Genomic DNA, 25250 nt, shown 5'->3' on the forward strand with positions numbered 1-25250 from the left:
CGTGCTGGCAATCTGTCCACTCTCTGGAGTTTGCCCATGAGCGAAGCCCATGCCGCCCTGATCACCCGCTTCTACCAGGCCTTCCAGCGCCTCGACGCCGAAGCCATGGCCGCCTGCTACACCGATGACGTGGTGTTCAGCGATCCGGCCTTCGGTGAACTGCGCGGGCGCGATGCCGGCGACATGTGGCGCATGCTCACCACCCGCGCCAAGGATTTTTCCCTGACCTTCGATAATGTCCGTGCTGACGAGCGCAGCGGCGGTGCGCACTGGGTGGCGACGTATCTGTTCAGCCAGACTGGCAACGTGGTGATCAACGATATCCAGGCGCGCTTCGTCTTCCGGGACGGCAAGATCTGCGAGCATCACGACCACTTCGATCTGTGGCGCTGGTCGCGTCAGGCGCTGGGTTTCAAGGGCTTGCTGCTGGGCTGGACGCCGCTGGTACGCAACGCCGTGCGGGCGCAGGCGCTGAAGGGACTGAAGGCATTTCAGGCCAGTCGCTGATAAGATCGCGGCCTGTTTCCTGCACGCCTTGATCTCGAAGTGACCAGCCTTAGCGAAAACCCCGTCGATGTTGTCGAGCCAGTGAGCAAATCCTGGTTCGTCTATCTCGTGCGCGCGGCCAACGGCTCGTTGTATTGCGGGATCAGCGACGACCCGGTGCGCCGTTTCGCCAAGCATCAGAGTGGCAAGGGCGCGCGCTTCTTTCTGTCCAGCCCGGCCATGGCGCTGGTCTACACCGAGCGTTGCCGCGACAAGAGCGATGCCTTGCGTCAGGAACGGCTGATCAAGAAGCTGCGCAAGAGCGCCAAGGAATGCCTGGTCGCGTCTTATCATTCTGACTGATCGGTTCCCATCAGCCAGATCTGTAGGCTGCTAATCAAATGCACGCTAAGCTGCCGACTCACTTTCTGTGCGGCGGAGCCGAGCATGTCCGAGTTGATTCTGCATCATTACCCGACCTCTCCATTTGCCGAAAAGGCTCGTCTGTTGTTGGGTTTCAAAGGCTTGTCCTGGCGCTCGGTGCACATTTCGCCGGTGATGCCCAAGCCGGACCTGACGGCCCTGACCGGTGGCTATCGCAAGACTCCGGTGCTGCAGATCGGCGCTGACATCTATTGCGACACGTCGTTGATTGCGCGTCGCCTGGAGCAGGAAAAAGCCCTGCCGGCGTTTTTCCCTGAAGGTCAGGAAATGACCAGTGCCAGCTTCGCGGCGTGGGCCGATTCGGTGGTGTTTCAGAACGCGGTGAGCCTGGTGTTCCAGCCGGAATCGGTGGCGGTGCGTTTCGGCAAATTGCCGCCGGAAGCGATCAAGGCGTTCCTCGCTGACCGTGCCGGTCTGTTCAGCGGGGGCTCGGCGACCAAGCTGACGGCTGAACAGGCCAAGCACCAATGGCCAACCATCATGGCGCGCCTGGAGCAGCAGTTGCAGCGCGAGCAGGGCGACTTCCTGTTCGGCGAGCCGTCGATTGCCGACTTTGCGCTGGCGCATCCGCTGTGGTTCCTCAAGGCGACCCACGTGACGGCGCCGCTGGTGGATGCCTATCCCGCGGTGTCGGCGTGGTTGAGCCGAGTGTTGGGCTTTGGTCATGGCGCGGCGAGTGCGATGACCTCCGAGGAAGCGCTGGAAGTGGCGCGCAACTCGACGCCGGCGGCGTTGCCGAATGAGCAGTTTGTTGATCCGAACGGGTTCAAGGCGGGTCAGCAGGTATCAATTGCCGCGACGGACTACGGAGTTGATCCAGTGGTCGGTGAACTGCTGTTTACCGGTAGCGAAGAATTGATCATTCGTCGCGAAGACGAGCGTGGCGGCGTGGTGCATGTGCACTTCCCGCGTTTTGGTTTCCGTATCGAAGCCTGCTGAAAATTTAATGTGGGAGCGAGCCTGCTCCCACAGTTACTTCAGGGCAGCGAGAATTTCGTCCGGGTCGAACCCGCGAATCAACGTGCCGTTCACGTCGATCAGCGGAATCCCGCGTCCACCCAGTGCCTCGTACGCCTTGCGCGCTTGGGCATCCTTCTCGATGTCGAATTCCTTGAAGGGAATCCCCTTGCTGTCGAGAAAGCGTTTGGTCTGCTTGCAGTAGCCGCACCAGTCGGTGGCATAGAGCACGACATTGGCCTGCGCCCGCGTCTGTTCCGAGACCATCTGCGACGGATTGAACAGCCGCTCGATCTTGCCCCAGTTCTGATAGATCACCACCACCAGCAGAACCAGCGCGACCTTCTTCAGCACATTGCCGAGCATCAGTTGCGGCGCTTCAACTGGTCGGTGAGCGAGGTCGGCAGGCCCTTGATGACCAGAGTGCCGGCCTCTTCGTCGTACTCGATCTTGGAGCCCAGCAGGTGCGCTTCAAAGCTGATCGACAGGCCTTCGGCGCGGCCAGTAAAGCGGCGGAACTGGTTGAGCGTGCGTTTGTCCGCCGGAATCTCCGGCGACAGGCCGTAATCCTTGTTGCGGATGTGGTCGTAGAAAGCTTTCGGGCGCTCCTCGTCGATCAGCTCCGACAGCTCTTCCAGGCCCATCGGCTCGCCCAGCTTGGCCTGGCTGCTGGCGTAGTCGACCAGGGTCTTGGTTTTCTCGCGGGCGGAGTCTTCCGGCAGGTCTTCGCTCTCGACGAAGTCGCTGAAGGCCTTGAGCAGAGTGCGGGTCTCGCCTGGGCCATCGACGCCTTCCTGGCAGCCGATGAAATCGCGGAAGTATTCCGAGACCTTTTTGCCGTTCTTGCCCTTGATGAACGAGATGTACTGCTTGGACTGCTTGTTGTTCTGCCACTCGGACACATTGATCCGCGCTGCCAGGTGCAGTTGGCCCAAGTCCAGATGGCGCGACGGGGTCACGTCCAGCTCATCGGTCACCGCCACGCCTTCGCTGTGGTGCAGCAGGGCGATCGCCAGGTAATCGGTCATGCCTTGCTGATAGTGGGCGAACAGCACGTGGCCGCCGACCGACAGGTTCGATTCTTCCATCAGCTTCTGCAGATGTTCGACCGCGACTTTGCTGAACGCGGTGAAGTCCTTGCCGCCCTCCATGTACTCCTTCAGCCAGCCGCTGAACGGGAACGCGCCGGATTCCGGGTGGAACAGACCCCAGGCTTTGCCCTGTTTGGCGTTATAGCTCTCGTTGAGGTCGGCGAGCATGTTCTCGATGGCCGCGGACTCAGCAAGTTCTGTGTCACGGGCGTGCAGAACTGCGGGCGTGCCGTCGGGTTTTTTGTCGATCAGGTGGACGATGCAATGACGGATCGGCATGGGCTTCTCGGCTGTTGGAAGGGAGGAGGGCAGGCTCCCCCGAAAAAGCGCCCAGTGTACCGCAACCACTGGTTTTGGCGCGGGGTGAAGGGCAAATCCGGGGCGGGTTGCGGGGCTTATGCAGTTTTTTACCGATTTAGAGCAATAAAGCTGACCAAATGGGTAGCTAGAGGCGGATATTTCCCCGTCTCTGTGCTAGTTTTGCCCGGTCTTACGCGAAGTCACTGCGTTAAGCGTGCATTCAGCATTTGTCAGGTCGAACCAAACCCTGATTTCGGTATCTATAACCCCGACTCGTCGTGGTTATCGCCGAGGGTGCCAGATCCAGAAGATCGGGCTCGATGGCTGACACTGCACTCTGCAATCCATATGAATTTGATAGGGAAGGAACACTACATGGCTCTTACTAAAGACCAACTGATCGCCGACATCGCTGAAGCTATCGACGCGCCGAAAACCACCGCGCGTAACGCTCTGGACCAACTGGGCCAAATCGTTGCCGATCAGCTGGAAAACGGCGGCGAAATCACCTTGCCAGGTATCGGCAAGCTGAAAGTGACCGAGCGTCCTGCCCGCACTGGCCGTAACCCTTCGACTGGCGCTGCCATCGAAATCCCTGCCAAGAAAGTGATCAAGCTGGTTGTGGCCAAAGGCCTGACCGACGCTGTGAACAAGTAAGACGCAGCGATAAAAAAACCGTGCACCGGAGCGATCCGGGCACGGTTTTTTTGTGCCTGCGATTTGGCTATTACTGCAACACCGCAAAACCAATGTGCGAGCGGGCTTGCTCGTGAAAGCGGTGATTCAGTCAACTTCAATAGCGACTGTCACACCGCCTTCGCGAGCAAGCCCACACAAGTGATTCCTTGTTAGCGGACCCAGCGCTCGCGCCGCCAGATCTGCTGCTCGGACTTGGTCTGGAAGGTCCAGGCGACGAAACGGCTCTGTTTCTGCCCCTGAGACATCTCTACCACCTGGCTTTCCAGCACGCCGGCCTTCTTCAGCGCGGTTTCGATGGCTGGCAGGTTCGAGGCTTTCGACACCAGCGTGCTGAACCACAGCACCTTGTGCTGGAAGTTCGCGCTCTCGGCGATCAGTTGCGTCACGAAACGTGCTTCGCCACCTTCACACCACAGCTCGGCCGACTGGCCGCCGAAATTCAGTACTGGCAACTTGCGCTTCGGGTCGGCCTTGCCCAGTGCGCGCCATTTGCGTTCGCTGCCCTTGGTCGCTTCATCCATCGAGGCGTGGAATGGCGGGTTGCACATGGTCAGGTCAAAGCGCTCGCCCGGCTCCAGCAAGCCGATCAGGATGTGCTTGCGGTTTTCCTGCTGGCGCAGCTGGATAACCTTGTTCAGATCGTTGGACTGAACGATGGCTCTGGCGGCAGCCACGGCCGTCGGATCGATCTCCGAGCCGAGGAAATGCCAGCGGTATTCGCTGTTGCCGATCAGTGGATAAACGCAGTTGGCGCCCATGCCGATGTCCAGCACGTTGACGATCGCGCCGCGCGGCACTTTGCCGTCGTTCATGCTCGCCAGCAGGTCAGCGAGGAAGTGCACGTAATCGGCGCGGCCCGGCACCGGTGGGCAAAGGTAGTCCGCCGGGATGTCCCAATGCTGGATGCCGTAGAACGACTTGAGCAACGCCCGGTTGAACACACGCACCGCATCGGGACTTGCGAAGTCGATGCTTTCCTTGCCGTACGGGTTGATGATCACGAACTTCGCCAGTTCCGGCGTGGTTTTGATCAGCGCCGGGAAGTCATAACGACCCTGATGGCGATTGCGCGGGTGCAGGCTGGCCTCTTTACGCGGTTCCACGGGCTTGGCCGGGGTGGCGGAGTCAGGCTTCTTGCGCGCGGGGCGAGGTGTACGGGGGGCGTTCATGGGCGTGGTCGATTCGGGTATGGCTGAAAGTGGCGGCTATTGTCCCACATCTAAGGGCGACTCCGTTCAAACTGTGGGAGCGGGCTTGCTCGCGAAGGCGGTTCCACATCCAGCGGATTTGTCGGCGGACACACCGCTTTCGCGAGCAAGCCCGCTCCCACAGGGGATTTTTGGTGATTCTTGAATAAAAAAGGGAGGCCATGGTGGCCTCCCTTTTTCATTGCGGCTTGCCCTTACAGGCTGGAAATCCGCGCGTGCTGCTCGGCCAGCTTGCCCAAGGCCTGTTCGGCCTCGGCCAGTTTGGCGCGTTCCTTCTCGATGACTTCGGCCGGGGCCTTGTCAACGAAACCGGCGTTCGACAGCTTGCCGCCCACCCGCTGGACTTCGCCCTGCAGACGCAGGATTTCCTTGTCCAGACGCGCCAGCTCGGCGCCCTTGTCGATCAGGCCGGCCATTGGCACCAGCACTTCCATCTCGCCGACCAGTGCGGTGGCGGACAGCGGTGCTTCATCGCCAGCGGCCAGAACGGTGATCGATTCCAGACGCGCCAGCTTCTTCAGCAGCGCTTCGTTCTCGGTCAGGCGGCGCTGGTCTTCAGCGCTGACGTTCTTCAGGTAGATCGGCAGCGGCTTGCCCGGGCCGATGTTCATCTCGCCACGAATGTTGCGCGTGCCGAGCATCAGGCCCTTGAGCCATTCGATGTCGTCTTCGGCCGCCGAATCGATGCGCTCTTCGTTGGCCACCGGCCAAGGTTGCAGCATGATCGTCTTGCCCTGAATGCCGGCCAGCGGCGCGATGCGCTGCCAGATTTCTTCAGTGATGAACGGCATGAACGGGTGCGCCAGACGCAGCGCCACTTCCAGTACGCGCACCAGCGTGCGACGGGTGCCGCGCTGACGTTCGACCGGTGCGTTTTCGTCCCACAGCACAGGCTTGGACAGTTCCAGGTACCAGTCGCAGTACTGGTTCCAGATGAACTCGTACAGCGCTTGCGCGGCGAGGTCGAAGCGGAACTGATCCAGTTGACGGGTCACTTCAGCTTCGGTGCGCTGCAGTTGCGAGATGATCCAGCGATCCGCCAGCGACAGTTCGTAGGCTTCGCCGTTCTGGCCGCAGTCTTCGCCCTTGTCCAGAACATAGCGCGCAGCGTTCCAGATCTTGTTGCAGAAGTTGCGATAGCCTTCGACGCGGCCCATGTCGAACTTGATGTCGCGACCGGTGGAGGCCAGCGAGCAGAAAGTGAAGCGCAGGGCGTCGGTGCCGTAGCTGGCGATGCCGTCGGCGAACTCGTCGCGGGTCTGCTTCTCGATCTTCTTCGCCAGTTTCGGCTGCATCATGCCGGAGGTGCGTTTGCGCACCAGTTCTTCCAGCTCGATGCCGTCGATGATGTCCAGCGGGTCAAGGACGTTGCCCTTGGACTTGGACATCTTCTGACCTTGACCATCACGCACCAGACCGTGCACGTAAACGGTCTTGAACGGAACCTGCGGCGTGCCGTCCTCGTTCTTGATCAGGTGCATCGTCAGCATGATCATCCGGGCAACCCAGAAGAAAATGATGTCGAAACCGGTGACCAGCACGTCGGTGGAGTGGAATTTCTTCAGGAACTCGGTCTTTTCCGGCCAGCCCAGGGTGGAGAAGGTCCACAGGCCCGAACTGAACCAGGTGTCGAGAACGTCGTTGTCCTGTTGCAGCGCAACGTCCGGGCCGAGGTTGTGCTTGGCACGCACTTCGGCTTCGTCGCGACCGACGTAGACCTTGCCCGACTCGTCGTACCAGGCCGGAATCCGGTGGCCCCACCACAGCTGACGGCTGATGCACCAGTCCTGGATGTCGCGCATCCACGAGAAGTACATGTTTTCGTACTGCTTCGGCACGAACTGGATGCGACCGTCTTCAACGGCAGCAATCGCAGGTTCGGCCAATGGCTTGGTGGAAACGTACCACTGGTCGGTCAGCCACGGCTCGATGACGGTGCCGGAGCGGTCGCCTTTCGGCACTTTCAGGTTGTGATCGTCGACGCTGACCAGCAGGCCGGCGGCGTCGAACGCAGCCACGATCTGCTTGCGCGCTTCGAAACGCTCGAGACCGGCGTACTCGGCCGGAATCTTGCCGTCGATGCTGTCGTTCAGCGTGCCGTCGAGGTTGAACACCTGGGCCGCTGGCAGCACGTTGGCGTTCTTGTCGAAGATGTTCAGCAGCGGCAGGTTGTGGCGCTTGCCGACTTCGTAGTCGTTGAAATCGTGGGCCGGGGTGATTTTCACGCAACCGGTGCCGAATTCAGGATCACAGTAATCGTCGGCAATGATCGGGATGCGGCGGCCAACCAGTGGCAGCTCGACGAATTTGCCGATCAGGGCTTTGTAGCGCTCATCGTTCGGGTTAACCGCGACGGCGGAGTCGCCGAGCATGGTTTCCGGACGGGTGGTCGCGACGATCAGGAAATCGTTGCCTTCAGCGGTTTTCGCGCCGTCGGCCAGCGGGTATTTCAAGTTCCACAGGAAACCTTTCTCGTCGTGGTTTTCCACTTCGAGGTCGGAAATCGCCGTGTGCAGCTTGGTGTCCCAGTTGACCAGACGCTTGCCGCGGTAGATCAGGCCGTCTTCGTGCAGGCGCACAAAGGCCTCTTTAACTGCTTCCGAGAGGCCGTCGTCCATGGTGAAGCGCTCGCGGCTCCAGTCCACAGACGAGCCGAGACGGCGGATCTGACGGCTGATGTTGCCGCCGGACTGATCCTTCCACTCCCAGACTTTCTCGAGGAATTTCTCGCGGCCCAGGTCATGACGGTTCTGGCCGGTGGCTTCCAGTTGACGCTCCACCAGCATCTGCGTGGCGATACCGGCGTGGTCGGTGCCCGGCTGCCACAGGGTGTTGCGACCCTGCATGCGACGGAAACGGATCAGGGCGTCCATGATCGCGTTGTTGAAACCGTGGCCCATGTGCAGGCTGCCGGTGACGTTCGGCGGCGGGATCATGATGGTGTAGGAGTCGCCCGCGCCTTGCGGGGCGAAGTAGTTCTCGGACTCCCAGGTGTTGTACCAGGAAGTTTCAATGGCGTGCGGCTGGTAGGTCTTATCCATGCGCGGCGGGACCCTATTGGCATTTATTCAGGAAAAGCCGGGAAGTATAGCGGGGCATGGGGCGCAGGGCGAGCGGGGCGGGCCGGGTGGAGATCTAAAAGTGGGAGCGACCGTGCGACGGCTCCCACTGTCGATTATTCGTACTGGCTGAGAAGCCGTTCCATCCGCGCCTCGAGGCGACGTTTGATTTCGGTTTCGATGTGCGGGGCGAAGTCGTCGATCACATCTTGCATGATCAGTTGCGCAGCGGCGCGCAGTTCGCTGTCCAGGTGCAGCAGCGCGTCGGGGCCTTTGTCCACAGGCGCGGCGGGTGCGGTGGCGGGCTTCACGACAGGTGCGGGAGGCGGTTCGACGGCGGGAGGCTCAGTGGTGACCGAGTCGAACAGCATCGGAATCTGTTCCTGTTCGCCCTCATCGACCGTATCGGTCAGCAGGGGCGGTTGCAGGTTGTCATCGCCGAGCAACTGACGGATCGACTCGAGATCGTCCAGCAGGTGCGCAGGCTTTTGCAGCGGTTTTGGAGTGTCCATCGGCGTACTCAGAGTCGCTGTAAACGGTGATCTTGCAGAGGATAGCCCTGTTCGCGGTAGAAACGGAAACTCTCCCGTGCCGCCGCGCGAATCGTCGGATCTTCCACCACCACTTCCGCCACCCGGGCGAATTTGCTGGCGAAGGCCGGGACTTTCAGGTCGAGGTTGATCAGCAGGTCCTGATGCGCGCCACAGTCAGCGCCCACTCCCAGCACGATCAAGCCGTCCGGTTCGCTGTCGGCAGGGCCGTGAGGAACGAAGGTTTCGCCCTTGAACGCCCACAGCCGGGCATCGAGGTCGTCACGCTGGGCAACATCGCTGCAATGCAGGTAGATGCGGTGCCCCATGCGCCAGGCTTTGTCGGCAAGCTTGCAGGCAAAGTCCAGGCGAGCCGAAGGATCGGCGCTGGGCAGGATATAGAAGTCGACTTTGGTCATTGCAGTTCCTGAGCCTTGAACGGCGTCACCGCAAAGTGACGCCGCCCAGGTTCATCGGTTTCAGGCTTTGGCGCGGTCCAGCAGGTATTGGGTCAGCAGTGGAACCGGACGGCCGGTGGCGCCCTTGTCCTTGCCGCCGCTGGTCCAGGCAGTGCCTGCGATGTCCAGATGCGCCCAGTTGAGGTTCTTGGTGAAGCGCGACAGGAAGCACGCAGCGGTGATGGTGCCGGCTTTCGGGCCGCCAATGTTGGCGATGTCGGCGAACGGGCTGTCCAGCTGTTCCTGATATTCATCGAACAGCGGCAGTTGCCAGGCGCGGTCGTCGGCAGCCTTGCCGGCGCTGAGCAGTTGATTGATCAACTCGTCGTTGTTGCCCAGCAGGCCGGAAGTGTGCGCGCCCAGTGCCACGACGCAGGCGCCGGTCAGGGTGGCGATGTCGATCACCGCTTGCGGCTTGAAGCGCTCGGAGTAGGTCAGCGCGTCGCACAGCACCAGACGACCTTCAGCGTCGGTGTTGAGGATTTCCACGGTCTGGCCGCTCATGGTGGTCACGATGTCGCCCGGACGCGAAGCGTTGCCGCTTGGCATGTTTTCCGCACAGGCGAGGATGCACACCAGATTGATCGGCAGTTTCAGTTCGAGCACGGCACGCAGCGTACCGAACACGGACGCAGCGCCGCCCATGTCGTACTTCATCTCGTCCATGCCGGCGCCCGGCTTCAGGCTGATGCCACCGGTGTCAAAGGTGATGCCTTTACCGACCAGCGCGTAAGGCTTCTCGGACTTCTTGCCGCCGTTGTATTGCATGACGATCAGGCGCGGTGGCTGGGCGCTGCCCTGGCCGACGGCGTAGAACGAGCCCATGCCCAGTGCCTTGATCTTCTTCTCGTCGAGGACTTCGACTTTCAGATCCTTGAACTCTTTGCCCAGGTTCTTCGCTTGCTCGCCCAGGAACGTCGGGTGGCAGATGTTCGGCGGCAGGTTGCCCAGGTCGCGGGTGAAGGCCATGCCGTTGGCGATGGCGGTCGCGTGGTTCACGGCGCGCTGCACTTCGGCCTGAGCGGCTTTGATGGTCAGCAAGGTGATTTTCTTCAGCGCACGCGGTTCGGCTTTCTGGCTCTTGAACTGGTCGAAGCTGTATTCGCCATCCACCAGCGTTTCGGCCAGCAGACGGGTCTTGCCGTAGCTGTCGCGGTTTTTGACAATGACTTCATCCAGTGCCAGTACGGCGTCGGTGCCGCCCAGACCCTTCAGGGTGTTGAGGATGCCGGCCACGATCTTGCGGAACGGACGGTCGCCCAGTTCTTCATCCTTGCCCACGCCGACCAGCAGCACGCGCTCGGCCTTGAGGTTCGGCAGGCTGTGCAGCAACAGACTCTGACCGACCTTGCCGGCCAGGTCGCCACGCTTGAGCACGGCGCTGATCGCGCCACCGCTCAGTTCATCGACCTGCTTGGCGGCGACGCCGAGTTTGCGGCCTTCGCCGACGGCAACCACCAGGGTGGCGGTTTTCAACGTTTCTGGGCTAACGCTTTTTACAACCAGTTCCATGTCCGGATCCCTGAATGAATGGTCAACACACAGGCGTTCGACGGTGGCCGCAGTCGCCTGCTTATAGATAGAAGAGGCGCAGGCCAGTGCCTGCGACAAAGGCGGCAGTTTGAACCTCGCTCACCGCGCCTGACAACCCTCGGTTGTATGATCTTCAACGGAATGCACGCTTGGGTGAGTGTGCGCAGTGACAGGCGCCCTCAATCACAGGATAATGCCGCATCTTTTTTCGACGGCTCTGCATTGCGGGCCGGTCGAGACGTTTGCTTGTTTGGCCGCCTTAGCCTGACAACCCTGGAGTGTCTGGTTTGATCGTCTTCCGTTATCTGTCCCGTGAAGTGATGTTGACCCTGAGCGCCGTCAGCGCCGTGCTGCTGGTCATCATCATGAGCGGTCGCTTCATCAAATACCTTGCCCAGGCCGCTGCGGGCCAACTCGATCCGGGATCTCTGTTCCTGATCATGGGTTACCGTCTGCCGGGGTTCATGCAACTGATCCTGCCGCTGGGCCTGTTTCTCGGGATCCTGCTGGCTTATGGCCGGTTGTACCTCGAAAGCGAAATGACCGTGCTCTCGGCCACCGGCATGAGTCAGCAGCGTCTGCTGCGCATGACCCTGTTTCCGGCGACGCTGGTGGCGCTGGTAGTGGCGTGGTTGAGCCTGAGCCTGGCCCCGCAAGGTGCCAATCAGTTCCAGCTGCTGCTGAACAAGCAGGATGCCCTGACCGAATTCGATACCCTCGAGCCGGGCCGTTTCCAGGCGCTGCGCGACGGCACCCGGGTGACCTACACCGAGACCCTGACCGACGACCGCGTCAACCTCAGCGGCGTATTCATCTCGCAGAAGAACCTGGGCGCCAATCAGAAGGACCGCGGGATTTCCGTGCTGGTGGCCGAGAAGGGCCGTCAGGAAATCCACCCGGACGGCAACCGCTACCTGATCCTGCACAATGGCTATCGTTATGACGGCAGCCCGGGGCAGGCCGATTATCGCGCGATCAAATACGAGACCTATGGCGTATTGCTGCCCAAGCCCGATGCCAGCGACGAAGTCACCGACCGTGACGCGATGCCGACCTCGACCTTGCTGAGCAACGACGACGAGCGGTCCAAGGCTGAACTGCAATGGCGTCTTTCGCTGCCATTGCTGGTATTTATCGTGACCCTGATGGCGGTGCCGCTGTCGCGGGTCAATCCGCGTCAGGGCCGTTTCCTGAAGCTGCTGCCGGCGATTCTTCTTTATATGGCTTACCTGACCATCCTGATTGCCGCCCGCGGCGCCCTCGAAAAAGGCAAGATCCCACCGGCCCTTGGCCTGTGGTGGGTGCACGGGATCTTCCTGGTCATCGGTCTGGGCCTGCTGTATTGGGAGCCGTTGCGCCTGAAGCTGGCCAGTCGTCGCAGCGCTGCGCTGGAGGTGGCCCGTGGTTAAACTCGACCGCTACATCGGCAGCAGCGTATTCATGGCGATCATCGCCGTGCTGGCGATCATCCTGGGTCTGGCGACCCTGTTTGCCTTCATCGACGAGATGAGCGACGTCAGCGATACCTATACGCTGACCGACGTTTTGAGCTTCGTTATCCTTACCGCACCACGCCGCCTCTATGAAATGCTGCCGATGGCCGCACTGATCGGCTGCCTGATCGGTCTTGGCAGCCTGGCCAGCAGCAGCGAGCTGACGGTCATGCGTGCCGCTGGCGTGTCCATCGGGCGTATCGTCTGGGCGGTCATGAAACCGATGCTGGTGCTGATGCTGGCCGGCGTGTTGATCGGCGAGTACGTGGCGCCGGCTACCGAAAGCATGGCTCAGGCCAATCGCTCGCTGGCGCAAGGCAGCGGCGACGCGCAGAGCGCCAAACATGGCATGTGGCACCGTCAGGGTGAGGAGTTCATCCATATCAACGCCGTGCAACCCAACGGCCTGTTGTATGGCGTGACCCGCTATCACTTCGACAAGGAACGTCACCTGCTGAGCTCCAGCTTCGCCAAGCGCGCGGAGTTCGATGGCAGCCGCTGGCAACTCACCGACGTGACCACCACGGTCTTCCATGAGCGCAGCACCGAAGTGCTGAACGCCCCGAGCGAGCAGTGGGACGTGTCGCTGAGCCCGCAACTGCTCAACACGGTAGTGATGGCTCCGGAGTCGCTGTCGATTTCCGGTCTGTGGGGCTACATCCACTATCTGGCGGACCAGGGCCTGAGCAACGGCCGTTACTGGCTGGCATTTTGGGTCAAGGTGTTGCAGCCGCTGGTCACCGCCGCGCTGGTACTGATGGCGATCTCCTTCATCTTCGGCCCGTTGCGCTCGGTAACCCTCGGTCAGCGGGTGTTCACCGGCGTGCTGGTGGGCTTCACCTTCCGCATCGTCCAGGATTTGCTCGGCCCATCGAGCCTGGTGTTCGGTTTCTCGCCGCTGTTCGCGGTGCTGGTGCCGGCCACGGTCTGTGCGCTGGCGGGTGTCTGGCTATTGCGACGGGCTGGTTGATGGCCGTGTCGTTGCCAATGCTTTAACCGCGAAAACGCCTCGGTCGACAGATCGGGGCGTTTTCGTATGCAATCCGGGTGACAGGCGAACGTGACGCTTGCGCCGTGTATCAGGTACAATTCCCGGCTATTTTTCGGCGGGCCAAGCCTGCAGCCTTTTTGAGTGTTGATCCGTGAGTGATTTGAGTCATATCCGCAATTTCTCCATCATCGCCCACATTGACCATGGCAAGTCGACGCTGGCTGACCGTTTCATCCAGATGTGCGGTGGCCTGGCCGAGCGTGAAATGGAAGCCCAGGTACTGGATTCCATGGATCTGGAGCGCGAACGCGGGATCACCATCAAGGCCCACAGCGTTACCCTCTATTACAAAGCCAAAGATGGCGTCACCTACCAGCTGAACTTCATTGACACCCCGGGCCACGTCGACTTCACCTACGAAGTCAGCCGTTCCCTGGCCGCGTGTGAAGGTGCGTTGCTGGTGGTCGATGCCGGTCAGGGTGTTGAAGCCCAGTCCGTGGCCAACTGCTACACCGCCATCGAGCAGGGCCTTGAGGTCATGCCGGTACTGAACAAGATCGACCTGCCACAGGCCGAGCCGGACCGCGTCAAGGACGAGATCGAGAAGATCATCGGCATCGACGCCACCGACGCCGTCACCTGCAGCGCCAAGACCGGCCTGGGTGTCGACGAAGTGCTCGAGCGTCTGGTCGCAACCATTCCTGCGCCGACCGGCAACATCGAAGATCCGCTGCAAGCGTTGATCATCGACTCCTGGTTCGACAACTACCTGGGCGTTGTCTCCCTGGTGCGCGTGCGTCATGGCCGCGTGAAGAAGGGCGACAAGATCCTGGTCAAGTCCACCGGCAAGGTGCACCTGGTCGACAGCGTCGGCGTGTTCAATCCGAAACACACCGCCACCGTCGACCTCAAGGCCGGCGAAGTGGGCTTCATCATCGCCAGCATCAAGGACATTCACGGTGCGCCGGTCGGTGACACCCTGACCCTGAGCTCCACGCCGGATGTTCCGGTGCTGCCGGGCTTCAAACGCATTCAGCCACAGGTTTACGCCGGTCTGTTCCCGGTCAGCTCCGACGACTTCGAGGACTTCCGCGAAGCGCTGCAGAAACTGACCTTGAACGACTCGTCGCTGCAGTACACCCCGGAAAGCTCCGACGCACTGGGCTTCGGCTTCCGTTGCGGGTTCCTCGGCATGCTGCACATGGAGATCATCCAGGAGCGCCTGGAGCGCGAATACGACCTGGACCTGATCACCACTGCGCCAACGGTAATTTTCGAGCTGGTGCTGAAAACCGGTGAAACGATTTACGTCGACAACCCCTCCAAGCTTCCGGATGTGTCGGCCATCGAAGACATGCGCGAGCCAATCGTGCGCGCCAACATCCTGGTTCCGCAGGAACACCTGGGCAACGTCATCACCCTGTGCATCGAGAAACGCGGTGTGCAGGTCGACATGCTGTTCCTCGGTAATCAGGTGCAGGTCACTTACGATTTGCCGATGAACGAAGTGGTCCTGGACTTCTTCGACCGTCTCAAATCCACCAGCCGCGGCTATGCTTCGCTGGATTACCATTTCGATCGTTACCAATCGGCTAATCTGGTGAAACTGGACGTGCTGATCAACGGTGACAAAGTCGACGCCCTGGCGTTGATCGTGCACCGTGACAATTCGCACTTCAAAGGTCGCCAGTTGACCGAGAAGATGAAAGAACTGATTCCTCGTCAGATGTTCGACGTGGCCATCCAGGCTGCCATTGGCGGTCAGATTGTTGCCCGGACAACCGTCAAGGCGCTCAGAAAGAACGTATTGGCCAAATGCTACGGCGGTGACGTAAGCCGTAAGAAAAAGCTGCTTGAAAAGCAAAAGGCCGGTAAGAAACGCATGAAGCAGGTCGGCAACGTGGAAATTCCACAAGAAGCCTTCCTTGCCGTGCTCAGGTTGGAATAGTCAGGTCCTATGTCACTAAATTTCCCGCTGTTGCTGGTCATCGCCGTGTTCGTCTGCGGCCTGTTGGCGTTGCTCGATCTGCTGTTCCTGGCGCCGCGTCGGCGTGCTGCCATTGCCTCTTATCAAGGCAGTGTCAGCCAGCCCGAGCCCGTGGTGGTCGAGAAACTGAACAAAGAGCCGTTGCTGGTCGAATACGGCAAGTCGTTCTTTCCGGTGTTGTTCATCGTGCTGGTGCTGCGTTCGTTCCTGGTGGAACCGTTCCAGATCCCGTCCGGCTCGATGAAACCGACCCTGGACGTCGGCGACTTCATTCTGGTGAACAAGTTTTCTTACGGGATCCGCCTGCCGGTGATCGACAAGAAAATCATCGAAGTCGGTGATCCACAGCGTGGCGATGTGATGGTGTTCCGCTACCCGAGCGACCCGAACGTCAACTACATCAAGCGTGTAGTCGGCCTGCCGGGCGACACGGTACGTTACACCGCCGACAAGCGCCTGTTGGTCAATGGCGAGTCGATTGCCGAGCAACTGGTCGGCTCCGAGCCGGGCACGCTGGGCAGTGCCGAGCTCTACAAGGAAAAACTCGGCGCGGCCGAGCACCTGATCCGCAAGGAAATGAGCCGCTACCGTGCGACCCCGGACCATACCTGGACTGTCCCGGCCGGCCATTACTTCATGATGGGCGACAACCGCGACAACTCCAACGACAGTCGCTACTGGGATGATCCGAACATTCCCAAGGATCTGCTGGGCATGGTTCCCGACCAGAATATCGTCGGCAAAGCCTTCGCTGTCTGGATGAGCTGGCCGGAACCGAAACTCAGCCACCTGCCGAATTTCTCGCGGGTTGGCCTGATCAAGTAATCAATCACGGCGCTGTTGACCACAGCGCCGAATGCATTTCTGGAGTCGACACAAATCGGCGCCAGGGCATGAAGCCACGATATTCAGGACGTAATTTTTGAACACAGCGTTAATTGTCCCAGGCCTGCGCCGTACCCCGGCGATGGCGGTGGAATCCAGCCACGAACTCAGCGTGGGTAAACCGTGAGCGTTTCTCTAAGCCGTCTCGAGCGCCAGCTCGGTTACACCTTCAAGGATCAGGAGCTGATGCTGCTGGCCCTCACGCACCGCAGCTTTGCCGGGCGTAACAACGAACGCCTGGAATTCCTCGGCGATGCCATCCTCAACTTCGTTGCCGGCGAGGCGCTGTTCGATCGCTTCCCGCTGGCCCGCGAAGGCCAGTTGTCGCGTTTGCGCGCGCGCCTGGTCAAGGGTGAGACACTGGCCGTGCTGGCCCGTGGTTTCGACCTGGGTGATTACCTGCGTCTGGGCTCGGGCGAACTGAAAAGTGGCGGCTTCCGACGCGAGTCGATTCTGGCCGATGCCCTCGAGGCGTTGATCGGTGCGATCTACCTCGACGCCGGCATGGATGTCGCCCGCGAGCGTGTACTGGCCTGGCTGGCCGGTGAGTTCGAAGGCTTGACGCTGGTCGACACCAACAAGGATCCCAAGACCCGTCTGCAGGAACACCTGCAATCGCGCGGTTGTGAACTGCCACGCTACGAAGTGGTGGATATCCAGGGTGAGCCGCACTGCCGTACCTTCTTCGTCGAGTGCGAAGTGGTCTTATTGAATGAAAAAAGCCGAGGTCAGGGTGTGAGCCGTCGTATTGCCGAACAGGTAGCGGCCGCCGCAGCACTGATTGCCCTGGGCGTGGAGAATGGCAATGACTGATACAAACGCAACTCGCTGTGGCTACGTTGCCATCGTCGGCCGTCCCAACGTGGGCAAGTCCACGCTGCTGAACCACATTTTGGGGCAGAAGCTGGCGATCACCTCGCGCAAGCCGCAGACCACCCGTCACAACATGCTCGGGATCAAGACCGAAGGTGACGTGCAGGCGATCTACGTCGACACCCCCGGCATGCACAAGGGTGGCGAAAAGGCCCTCAACCGTTACATGAACAAGACCGCTTCGGCGGCGTTGAAAGACGTCGACGTGGTGATCTTCGTGGTCGACCGCACCAAGTGGACCGAAGAAGACCAGATGGTCCTGGAGCGCGTGCAGTACGTGACCGGCCCGTTGATCGTCGCGCTGAACAAGACCGACCGCATCGAAGACAAGGCCGAGCTGATGCCGCACCTGTCGTGGTTGCAGGAACAGCTGCCGAACGCGCAGATCATCCCGATTTCGGCGCAGCACGGGCATAACCTCGATGCGCTGGAAAAGGTCATCGCCGATCATCTGCCGGAGAACGATCACTTCTTCCCGGAAGACCAGATCACCGACCGCAGCAGCCGTTTCCTCGCCGCTGAGCTGGTGCGCGAGAAAATCATGCGCCAGATGGGCGCCGAGTTGCCGTACCAGATCACCGTCGAAATCGAAGAGTTCAAGCAGCAGGGCAAGACCCTGCACATTCACGCGCTGATCCTCGTCGAGCGTGACGGTCAGAAGAAGATCATCATTGGCGACAAGGGCGAGCGCATCAAACGCATCGGCACCGAAGCGCGCAAGGACATGGAGTTGCTGTTCGACTCCAAGATCATGCTCAACCTGTGGGTCAAGGTGAAGGGCGGCTGGTCCGACGACGAGCGTGCATTGCGTTCGCTGGGTTACGGCGACCTGTAACACCGGTTTTCTGTTACACCAGAGAACACCCTGTGGGAGCGGGCTTGCTCGCGAATGCGCAGTGTCAGTCGACATATACTTTGACTGATTCAGCGCTTTCGCGAGCGACCCCGCTCCCACAGTAGTTTTGGGTTGTGAGTAAACCTGCGTGTCTTCATCGAGAACTTCATGTCGCAAACCCCACCTCTCGCCCAACCCGCCTACGTCCTGCATTCGCGCGCCTACCGCGAAACCAGCGCGCTGGTGGACTTCCTGACGCCGCAAGGGCGGCTGCGGGCAGTGTTGCGCAGTGCGCGGGGCAAGGCCGGGACGTTGGCGCGGCCCTTCGTGTCGCTGGAAGTCGAGTTTCGTGGCAAGGGTGAGTTGAAGAATGTCGGGCGCATGGAGAGTTCTGGGACTTCAGCGTGGCTTAACGGCGAAGCGCTGTTCAGCGGTCTCTATCTGAATGAGCTACTGATCCGCTTGCTGCCCGCCGAAGACCCGCACCCCGGTGTATTCGATCACTATGCCGCGACCTTGCTGGCATTGGCCGAAGGCCGTCCGTTGGAGCCACTGCTGCGCTCCTTCGAATGGCGACTGCTGGACGATCTCGGTTACGGCTTTTCCCTGAACACTGATATTCACGGTGAGCCCGTCGCGCCGGATGGCCTCTATCGCCTGCAAGTGGACGCGGGACTGGAGCGGGTTTTCCTGTTGCAACCCGGTCTGTTCAATGGCGTTGAATTACTGGCCATGGCCGAAGCCGACTGGACCGCCCCCGGCGCACTGTCCGCGGCCAAGCGGTTGATGCGTCAGGCACTGGCCGTTCACCTCGGCGGTCGGCCCCTCGTCAGTCGCGAGCTGTTTCGTAAACCCTAGCCCCGTGTATGCTGTGCGCCGAATCTTTTTCTTCAGGAGCGCGCATCCGTGACCACCAGCAATCGCATTCTTCTTGGCGTGAACATCGACCACGTCGCCACCCTGCGTCAGGCCCGTGGCACGCGCTACCCGGATCCGGTCAAGGCGGCGCTGGACGCAGAAGAGGCGGGTGCCGACGGCATCACCGTGCACCTGCGTGAAGACCGCCGGCACATTCAGGAACGCGACGTGCTGTTGCTCAAGGACGTGCTGCAGACCCGCATGAACTTCGAAATGGGCGTCACCGAAGAGATGATGGCGTTCGCCGAACGCATCCGTCCGGCGCACATCTGCCTGGTGCCGGAAACCCGTCAGGAGCTGACCACCGAAGGTGGTCTGGATGTAGCGGGGCAGGAAGAGCGCATCAAGGCAGCGGTCGAGCGTCTGTCGAAGATCGGCAGTGAAGTGTCGCTGTTCATCGATGCGGATGAACGTCAGATCGCCGCGTCCAAGCGCGTGGGCGCACCGGCCATCGAGCTGCACACCGGGCGTTATGCCGATGCGCAAACGCCGACCGAAGTCGCTGAAGAGCTGAAGCGTGTGGCGGACGGCGTGGCGTTTGGTCTGGCGCAGGGCCTGATCGTCAATGCCGGCCATGGCCTGCACTACCACAACGTCGAAGCCGTGGCGGCGATCAAGGGCATCAACGAACTGAACATCGGCCACGCGCTGGTGGCGCATGCGTTGTTCGTCGGGTTCAAATCCGCAGTGTCCGAGATGAAAGCGCTGATCCTGGCCGCCGCCAAGCACTAAGCAACCACACAACCCGCTGTAGGAGTGAGCCTGCTCGCGATAGCGGTGTATCAGACAACATCTAATTGACTGACACACCGCTATCGCGAGCAGGCTCACTCCTACAATTGATTTGGGGTGTTGGTTAGAGCGGGGCAGGTTCCGCAGCAGGCTTGGTCTTGTCGATCCCCGGCACATGCAGATTGCCCTCGGCCACCTGATCGCCTTCAAGCTGCGGCTGGGTCACCCAGGTCAGGATGTCGTAGTAGCGACGGATGTTCGCCACGAAGTGCACCGGCTCGCCGCCACGGGCGTAGCCGTAGCGGGTTTTGCTGTACCACTGCTTCTGCGACAGGCGTGGCAGCATCTTCTTCACATCCAGCCACTTATCCGGGTTCAGGCCTTCGCGGGATGCGAGTTTGCGTGCGTCATCAAGGTGACCGCTGCCGACGTTGTAAGCCGCCAGCGCGAACCAGGTGCGATCCGGCTCCTGAATCGAATCATCGAGCTGATCCTTCATGTAGGCCAGATACTTGGCGCCGCCCATGATGCTTTGCTTGGGATCGAGACGGTTCGATACGCCCATCGCCTGGGCAGTGTTCTGCGTCAGCATCATCAGGCCGCGCACGCCGGTTTTCGAGGTGACCGCCGGTTGCCACAGCGATTCCTGATAGCCGATCGCCGCCAGCAGGCGCCAGTCGACTTTCTCTTTCTTGGCGTACGTCTTGAAGTGCTGTTCGTATTTCGGCAGGCGCTGCTGCAAGTGCTGGGCGAAGGTGGTGGCGCCCATGTAGCCGAGGACATCGACGTGGCCGTAGTAGCGGTCTTTCAGACGTTGCAGGGTGCCGTTTTTCTGCACTTTGTCGAGGTAGGCGTTGATCTCGTTGAGCAGGCTGTTGTCTTCGCCCGGGGCCACGGCCCAGCTCTGGCTGCGTGCATCGCCGAGGTCGAAGGCCACGCGAATGTTGGTGAAGTACACCTGGTTCATCGCCACTTCATTGGAATCGACAAGGGTCAGATCGATCTGGCCTTCATCGACCATGCGCAACAGGTCGACCACTTCCACCGCGTCGGATTCTTCGTATTCGATGCCGGGGAATTTCTTTTTCAGCTCTGCCAACTGTTCGGCGTGGGTGCTGCCCTTGAGCACCATGATCTTCTTGCCGACCAGATCGCCGGGATCGGTTGGTCGTGACTGACCGTTGCGATAGATGATCTGCGGCGTGACTTCGAGGTAAGAGTGGGAGAACCGCACCTGTTTCTTGCGATCTTCGCTGCTGACCAGGCCGGCTGCGGCCAATACCGGGCCGTTCGGTTTGCCGATCTGGTTGAACAGGTCGTCGAGGTTGTCGGCGGTCTCGATTTTCAGCTCGACCCCCAAATCGTCGGCGAAACGCTTCACCAGCTCGTATTCGAAGCCGGTTTCACCGCTGCGATCCTGAAAGTAGGTGGCGGGGCTGTTACGGGTAATCACCCGCAGCACACCATCCTCCTTTACGCGCTCGAGTGTGTTGGGTTTATCAACACAGCCACCGAGCACCAGGAAGAGTCCGGTTGCGATCAGCCATTTGGCGTACCGCGGACGCAAAGCCGTTGGGAAAAACATCTGCGCAGTATACGCAAACGGCCACGGGCGCCATATCTCGACAGTGAAGGGCTTGTCTGCTAGCGATCACAAAACCGGCCGAAACCCCGCAGGAATGGGGCTCGAGGGCATTTTGTGACAGAAAAAATAAGCGCTGCCCGCAGACCCTCGAAATTTGACTTCAAAGGCAGAAACACAGATTGATATCCGAGTGCAACCGTGCGTAGCGTTTCGGGTGATGTTGAGGGCGGTTTAGGCTAGAATGCACGGCCTCAAAGCACACCCCTTCCCGAGGCTGTCCCGAAGATGTTGATCCTGCGCGGCGCTCCTGCCCTTTCTGCCTTTCGCCACAGCAAACTCCTTGAGCAACTGAGCCAGAAGGTTCCAGCTGTCAGTGGCCTGTATGCTGAATTCGCTCACTTCGCCGAAGTCACCGGCGTCCTGACCGGCGACGAACAGCAGGTGCTTGCGCGCCTTCTGAAGTACGGTCCAAGCGTTCCGGTACAAGAGCCGACCGGCCGTCTGTTTCTGGTGTTGCCGCGTTTCGGCACCATCTCGCCATGGTCGAGCAAGGCCAGCGACATCGCCCGCAACTGCGGCCTGAGCAAAATCCAGCGCCTTGAGCGCGGTATCGCGTTCTACGTGGCCGGCCAGTTCAGCGACGCTCAAGCTCAGCAAATCGCCGACGTGCTGCATGACCGCATGACCCAGATCGTGCTGGGCAACCTGGAACAGGCCGCCGGTCTGTTCAGCCACGCCGAGCCGAAACCGCTGACCGCGATCGACATCCTCGGTGGCGGCCGCGCCGCGCTGGAAAAGGCCAACACCGAGCTGGGCCTGGCCCTGGCCGAAGACGAGATCGATTACCTGGTCAACGCCTTCACCGGTCTCAAGCGCAACCCGCACGACATCGAACTGATGATGTTTGCCCAGGCCAACTCCGAGCACTGCCGCCACAAGATCTTCAACGCCAGTTGGGACATCGACGGCCAGAGCCAGGAAAAAAGCCTGTTCGGCATGATCAAGAACACCTACGTGATGCACAGCGAAGGCGTTCTGTCGGCTTATAAGGACAACGCCTCGGTGATCGTCGGCAACGTGGCCGGCCGCTTCTTCCCGAATCCCGAGACCCGCCAGTACGGCGCGGTGCAGGAGCCGGTGCACATCCTGATGAAGGTTGAAACCCACAACCACCCGACGGCGATCGCTCCGTTCCCGGGCGCATCCACCGGTTCCGGCGGCGAGATCCGTGACGAAGGTGCAACCGGTCGTGGCGCCAAACCAAAGGCCGGCCTGACCGGTTTCACCGTGTCCAACCTGCAGATCCCGGGCTTCGAACAGCCGTGGGAAGTGCCGTACGGCAAGCCTGAGCGCATCGTTACCGCACTGGACATCATGATCGAAGGCCCGCTGGGCGGTGCCGCGTTCAACAACGAATTCGGCCGTCCGGCCCTGACTGGCTACTTCCGTACCTTCGAACAATCGATCACCACTCCGCACGGTGACGAAGTTCGCGGTTACCACAAGCCGATCATGCTTGCTGGCGGCATGGGCAACATCCGCGAAGAACACGTCAAGAAAGGCGAGATCGTCGTTGGCTCCAAGCTGATTGTGCTCGGCGGCCCGGCGATGCTCATCGGTCTGGGCGGCGGCGCCGCTTCCTCGATGGCCACCGGCACCAGCTCGGCGGATCTCGACTTCGCTTCCGTGCAGCGTGAAAACCCTGAAATGGAGCGTCGCTGCCAGGAAGTCATCGACCGTTGCTGGCAACTGGGCGACAAAAACCCGATCAGCTTCATCCACGACGTGGGTGCGGGCGGTCTGTCCAACGCCTTCCCGGAACTGGTCAACGACGGCGAGCGTGGTGGCCGTTTCGAACTGCGCAACATTCCAAACGACGAGCCGGGCATGGCCCCGCACGAAATCTGGTCCAACGAATCCCAGGAACGTTACGTTCTGGCCGTCGGCCCGGCTGACTTCGAGCGCTTCCAGGCGATCTGCGAACGTGAGCGTTGCCCGTTTGCCGTAGTGGGCGAGGCGACCGCCGAACCGCAACTGACCGTGACCGACAGCCACTTCGGCAACAACCCGGTGGACATGCCACTGGAAGTGTTGCTGGGCAAGGCTCCGCGCATGCACCGTTCGGTGGTTCGCGAAGCCGAGCTGGGCGATGACTTCGATCCGTCGAACCTCGACATCACCGAATCCATCGAGCGCGTTCTGCACCACCCGGCTGTTGCGAGCAAGAGCTTCCTGATCACCATCGGCGACCGCACCATCACCGGCCTCGTGGCCCGTGACCAAATGGTCGGCCCATGGCAGGTTCCGGTGGCCGACGTTGCCGTCACCGCCACCAGTTTCGACGTCTACACCGGCGAAGCGATGGCGATGGGCGAGCGTACTCCGCTGGCACTGCTGGACGCCCCGGCTTCGGGCCGCATGGCCATCGGTGAAACCCTGACCAACATCGCTGCGTCGCGCATCAACAAGATCTCCGACATCAAACTGTCGGCGAACTGGATGTCGGCTGCCGGTCACCCGGGCGAAGACGCGCGTCTGTACGACACCGTGAAAGCGGTCGGCATGGAATTGTGCCCTGAGCTGGGTATCACCATTCCGGTGGGCAAGGACTCGATGTCCATGGCCACCCGCTGGAACGACAACGGCGAAGAAAAAACCGTAACCTCGCCGATGTCGCTGATCGTGACCGGTTTCGCGCCAGTGGCTGACATCCGTCAGACCCTGACCCCGGAACTGCGCATGGACAAGGGCACCACCGACCTGATCCTGATCGACCTCGGTCGCGGTCAGAACCGTATGGGCGCTTCGATCCTGGCACAGGTTCACGGCAAACTCGGCAAACACGCGCCGGACGTCGATGACGCCGAAGACCTGAAAGCCTTCTTCGCAGTGATCCAGGGCCTCAACGCCGACGGTCACCTGCTGGCTTACCACGACCGTTCCGACGGTGGTTTGCTGACTTCCGTGGTGGAAATGGCCTTCGCCGGCCACTGCGGCCTGAGCCTGAACCTGGACAGCGTTGCCGAGTCCTCGGCAGAAATCGCCGCCATTCTGTTCAACGAAGAACTGGGTGCCGTGATCCAGGTTCGTCAGGACGCCACGCCAGACATCCTCGCGCAATTCAGCGCGGCCGGTCTGGGCGACTGCGTGTCGGTGATCGGTCAACCAATGAACAACGGCCAGATCAATATCACCTTCAACGGTGACACCGTGTTCGAAGGTCAGCGCCGTCTGCTGCAGCGTACCTGGGCTGAAACCAGCTACCAGATCCAGCGTCTGCGTGACAACGCCGACTGCGCCGAGCAAGAGTTCGACGTGCTGCTGGAAGAAGACAATCCGGGCCTGAGCGTCAAGCTGAGCTACGACGTCAACCAGGACATCGCCGCGCCTTACATCAAGAAAGGCATCCGCCCACAGGTTGCCGTGCTGCGCGAGCAGGGCGTAAACGGTCAGGTGGAAATGGCGGCCGCGTTCGACCGCGCCGGTTTCAATGCGATCGACGTGCACATGAGCGACATTCTGGCCGGCCGCGTCGACCTGAACGAGTTCAAAGGTCTGGTAGCGTGCGGTGGTTTCTCCTACGGCGACGTACTCGGCGCCGGTGAAGGCTGGGCCAAGTCGGCACTGTTCAACAGCCGTGCCCGCGATGCGTTCCAGGGCTTCTTCGAACGTAACGACAGCTTCACCCTCGGCGTGTGCAACGGTTGCCAGATGATGTCCAACCTGCACGAGCTGATCCCGGGCAGCGAGTTCTGGCCGCACTTCGTGCGTAACCGCTCCGAGCAGTTCGAAGCGCGCGTGGCGATGGTGCAGATCCAGGAGTCGAACTCGATCTTCCTGCAAGGCATGGCCGGTTCGCGTATGCCGATCGCCATTGCTCACGGTGAAGGTCACGCCGAGTTCTCCAGCGAAGAGGCACTGCTGGAAGCCGATCTGTCGGGTTGCGTGGCGATGCGTTTCGTCGACAACCACGGCAAGGTCACCGAAGCCTACCCGGCCAACCCGAACGGTTCGCCGCGCGGGATCACCGGTCTCACCAGCCGCGACGGTCGCGTGACGATCATGATGCCGCACCCGGAGCGCGTGTTCCGCGCCGTGCAGAACTCGTGGCGTTCGGAAGACTGGAACGAGGACGCTCCTTGGATGCGCATGTTCCGTAATGCTCGCGTCTGGGTGAACTAAGGCC

The 25250-nt window shown here is 60.8% G+C and carries 21 protein-coding genes; 13 read left to right on the forward strand and 8 right to left on the reverse strand.

The window, feature by feature from the left end:
- Nucleotides 1–36: 36 nt before the first annotated feature.
- The 3 genes from AC1UK9_RS05395 to AC1UK9_RS05405 all read left to right on the forward strand — a co-directional run bounded on the left by AC1UK9_RS05395 (nt 37) and on the right by AC1UK9_RS05405 (nt 1869).
- A complete protein-coding gene (locus tag AC1UK9_RS05395; RefSeq protein WP_473014546.1) occupies nt 37–507 on the forward strand; it encodes a nuclear transport factor 2 family protein in 471 nt (156 codons plus the stop codon).
- Between the two features lie 39 nt (nt 508–546).
- Complete coding sequence (locus AC1UK9_RS05400; RefSeq protein WP_025112156.1) at nt 547–849, forward strand: GIY-YIG nuclease family protein; 303 nt, start codon at nt 547–549, stop codon at nt 847–849.
- Nucleotides 850–933: 84 nt separating this feature from the next.
- Entirely contained in the window at nt 934–1869 is a 936-nt protein-coding gene (locus AC1UK9_RS05405; protein ID WP_482579656.1) for a glutathione S-transferase family protein, read from the forward strand.
- Nucleotides 1870–1902: 33 nt separating this feature from the next.
- Here AC1UK9_RS05405 and AC1UK9_RS05410 read toward each other — a convergent pair whose 3' ends face one another.
- A complete protein-coding gene (locus AC1UK9_RS05410; RefSeq protein ID WP_482579657.1) occupies nt 1903–2253 on the reverse strand; it encodes a glutaredoxin family protein in 351 nt (116 codons plus the stop codon).
- On the reverse strand, nt 2253–3257 hold the full coding sequence (gene yejK, locus AC1UK9_RS05415; protein WP_016984999.1) for a nucleoid-associated protein YejK: 1005 nt from the start codon (nt 3255–3257) through the stop codon (nt 2253–2255). Before yejK ends, AC1UK9_RS05410 begins: the two co-directional genes overlap by 1 nt.
- 396 nt (nt 3258–3653) lie before the next feature.
- On the opposite strand from yejK, the gene AC1UK9_RS05420 reads away from it, so the two are divergent.
- On the forward strand, nt 3654–3935 hold the full coding sequence (locus AC1UK9_RS05420) for an HU family DNA-binding protein (protein ID WP_003221909.1): 282 nt from the start codon (nt 3654–3656) through the stop codon (nt 3933–3935).
- A gap of 191 nt (nt 3936–4126) precedes the next feature.
- Here the strand turns inward: AC1UK9_RS05420 and rlmF are convergent, their stop codons facing one another.
- The 5 genes from rlmF to AC1UK9_RS05445 form a co-directional block, all read right to left on the reverse strand.
- Entirely contained in the window at nt 4127–5146 is a 1020-nt protein-coding gene (rlmF, locus tag AC1UK9_RS05425) for a 23S rRNA (adenine(1618)-N(6))-methyltransferase RlmF (protein WP_473014550.1), read from the reverse strand.
- A gap of 233 nt (nt 5147–5379) precedes the next feature.
- Nucleotides 5380–8226, reverse strand: a complete 2847-nt coding sequence (locus AC1UK9_RS05430) for a valine--tRNA ligase (RefSeq protein ID WP_482579658.1) — start codon at nt 8224–8226, stop codon at nt 5380–5382.
- A 134-nt stretch (nt 8227–8360) separates the two neighbouring features.
- Nucleotides 8361–8756, reverse strand: coding sequence for a DNA polymerase III subunit chi (locus AC1UK9_RS05435; RefSeq protein WP_473014551.1), 396 nt, complete (start codon nt 8754–8756; stop codon nt 8361–8363).
- 8 nt (nt 8757–8764) lie between these two features.
- Nucleotides 8765–9193, reverse strand: coding sequence for a DNA polymerase III subunit chi (locus AC1UK9_RS05440; protein WP_025112162.1), 429 nt, complete (start codon nt 9191–9193; stop codon nt 8765–8767).
- A 60-nt stretch (nt 9194–9253) separates the two neighbouring features.
- Entirely contained in the window at nt 9254–10744 is a 1491-nt protein-coding gene (locus AC1UK9_RS05445) for a leucyl aminopeptidase (RefSeq protein ID WP_473014552.1), read from the reverse strand.
- 308 nt (nt 10745–11052) lie between these two features.
- On the opposite strand from AC1UK9_RS05445, the gene lptF reads away from it, so the two are divergent.
- The 8 genes from lptF (at nt 11053) to pdxJ (ending at nt 19479) form a co-directional block, all read left to right on the forward strand.
- Nucleotides 11053–12174 carry an LPS export ABC transporter permease LptF gene (gene lptF, locus AC1UK9_RS05450; protein ID WP_025112164.1) on the forward strand — a complete coding sequence of 374 codons (1122 nt, stop codon included), beginning with the start codon at nt 11053–11055 and terminating at the stop codon, nt 12172–12174.
- A complete protein-coding gene (gene lptG / locus AC1UK9_RS05455) occupies nt 12167–13228 on the forward strand; it encodes an LPS export ABC transporter permease LptG (protein WP_025112165.1) in 1062 nt (353 codons plus the stop codon). Before lptF ends, lptG begins: the two co-directional genes overlap by 8 nt.
- 172 nt (nt 13229–13400) lie before the next feature.
- The gene (gene lepA / locus AC1UK9_RS05460; protein WP_025112166.1) at nt 13401–15197 is read left to right on the forward strand and encodes a translation elongation factor 4; all 1797 of its coding nucleotides are present in this window, start codon (nt 13401–13403) and stop codon (nt 15195–15197) included.
- 9 nt (nt 15198–15206) lie between these two features.
- On the forward strand, nt 15207–16061 hold the full coding sequence (lepB, locus tag AC1UK9_RS05465; protein ID WP_025112167.1) for a signal peptidase I: 855 nt from the start codon (nt 15207–15209) through the stop codon (nt 16059–16061).
- Nucleotides 16062–16244: 183 nt separating this feature from the next.
- Nucleotides 16245–16934, forward strand: coding sequence for a ribonuclease III (rnc, locus tag AC1UK9_RS05470; protein ID WP_024011703.1), 690 nt, complete (start codon nt 16245–16247; stop codon nt 16932–16934).
- Nucleotides 16927–17829 (forward strand): GTPase Era, encoded by a 903-nt coding sequence (gene era / locus AC1UK9_RS05475; protein ID WP_003221935.1) that lies wholly within the window; start codon nt 16927–16929, stop codon nt 17827–17829. Before rnc ends, era begins: the two co-directional genes overlap by 8 nt.
- Nucleotides 17830–17997: 168 nt before the next feature.
- Complete coding sequence (gene recO / locus AC1UK9_RS05480; RefSeq protein WP_025112168.1) at nt 17998–18687, forward strand: DNA repair protein RecO; 690 nt, start codon at nt 17998–18000, stop codon at nt 18685–18687.
- A 48-nt stretch (nt 18688–18735) separates the two neighbouring features.
- Nucleotides 18736–19479 (forward strand): pyridoxine 5'-phosphate synthase, encoded by a 744-nt coding sequence (gene pdxJ, locus AC1UK9_RS05485; RefSeq protein WP_482579659.1) that lies wholly within the window; start codon nt 18736–18738, stop codon nt 19477–19479.
- Nucleotides 19480–19603: 124 nt separating this feature from the next.
- Here the strand turns inward: pdxJ and mltF are convergent, their stop codons facing one another.
- Nucleotides 19604–21064 carry a membrane-bound lytic murein transglycosylase MltF gene (mltF, locus tag AC1UK9_RS05490; RefSeq protein ID WP_482579660.1) on the reverse strand — a complete coding sequence of 487 codons (1461 nt, stop codon included), beginning with the start codon at nt 21062–21064 and terminating at the stop codon, nt 19604–19606.
- 285 nt (nt 21065–21349) lie between these two features.
- Here mltF and purL point away from each other — a divergent pair, with 285 nt between their 5' ends.
- Nucleotides 21350–25246 carry a phosphoribosylformylglycinamidine synthase gene (purL, locus tag AC1UK9_RS05495; protein WP_482579661.1) on the forward strand — a complete coding sequence of 1299 codons (3897 nt, stop codon included), beginning with the start codon at nt 21350–21352 and terminating at the stop codon, nt 25244–25246.
- Nucleotides 25247–25250: the final 4 nt, after the last annotated feature.

The sequence above is a fragment of the Pseudomonas sp. AK-TSAG1-1 genome (assembly GCF_056821665.1).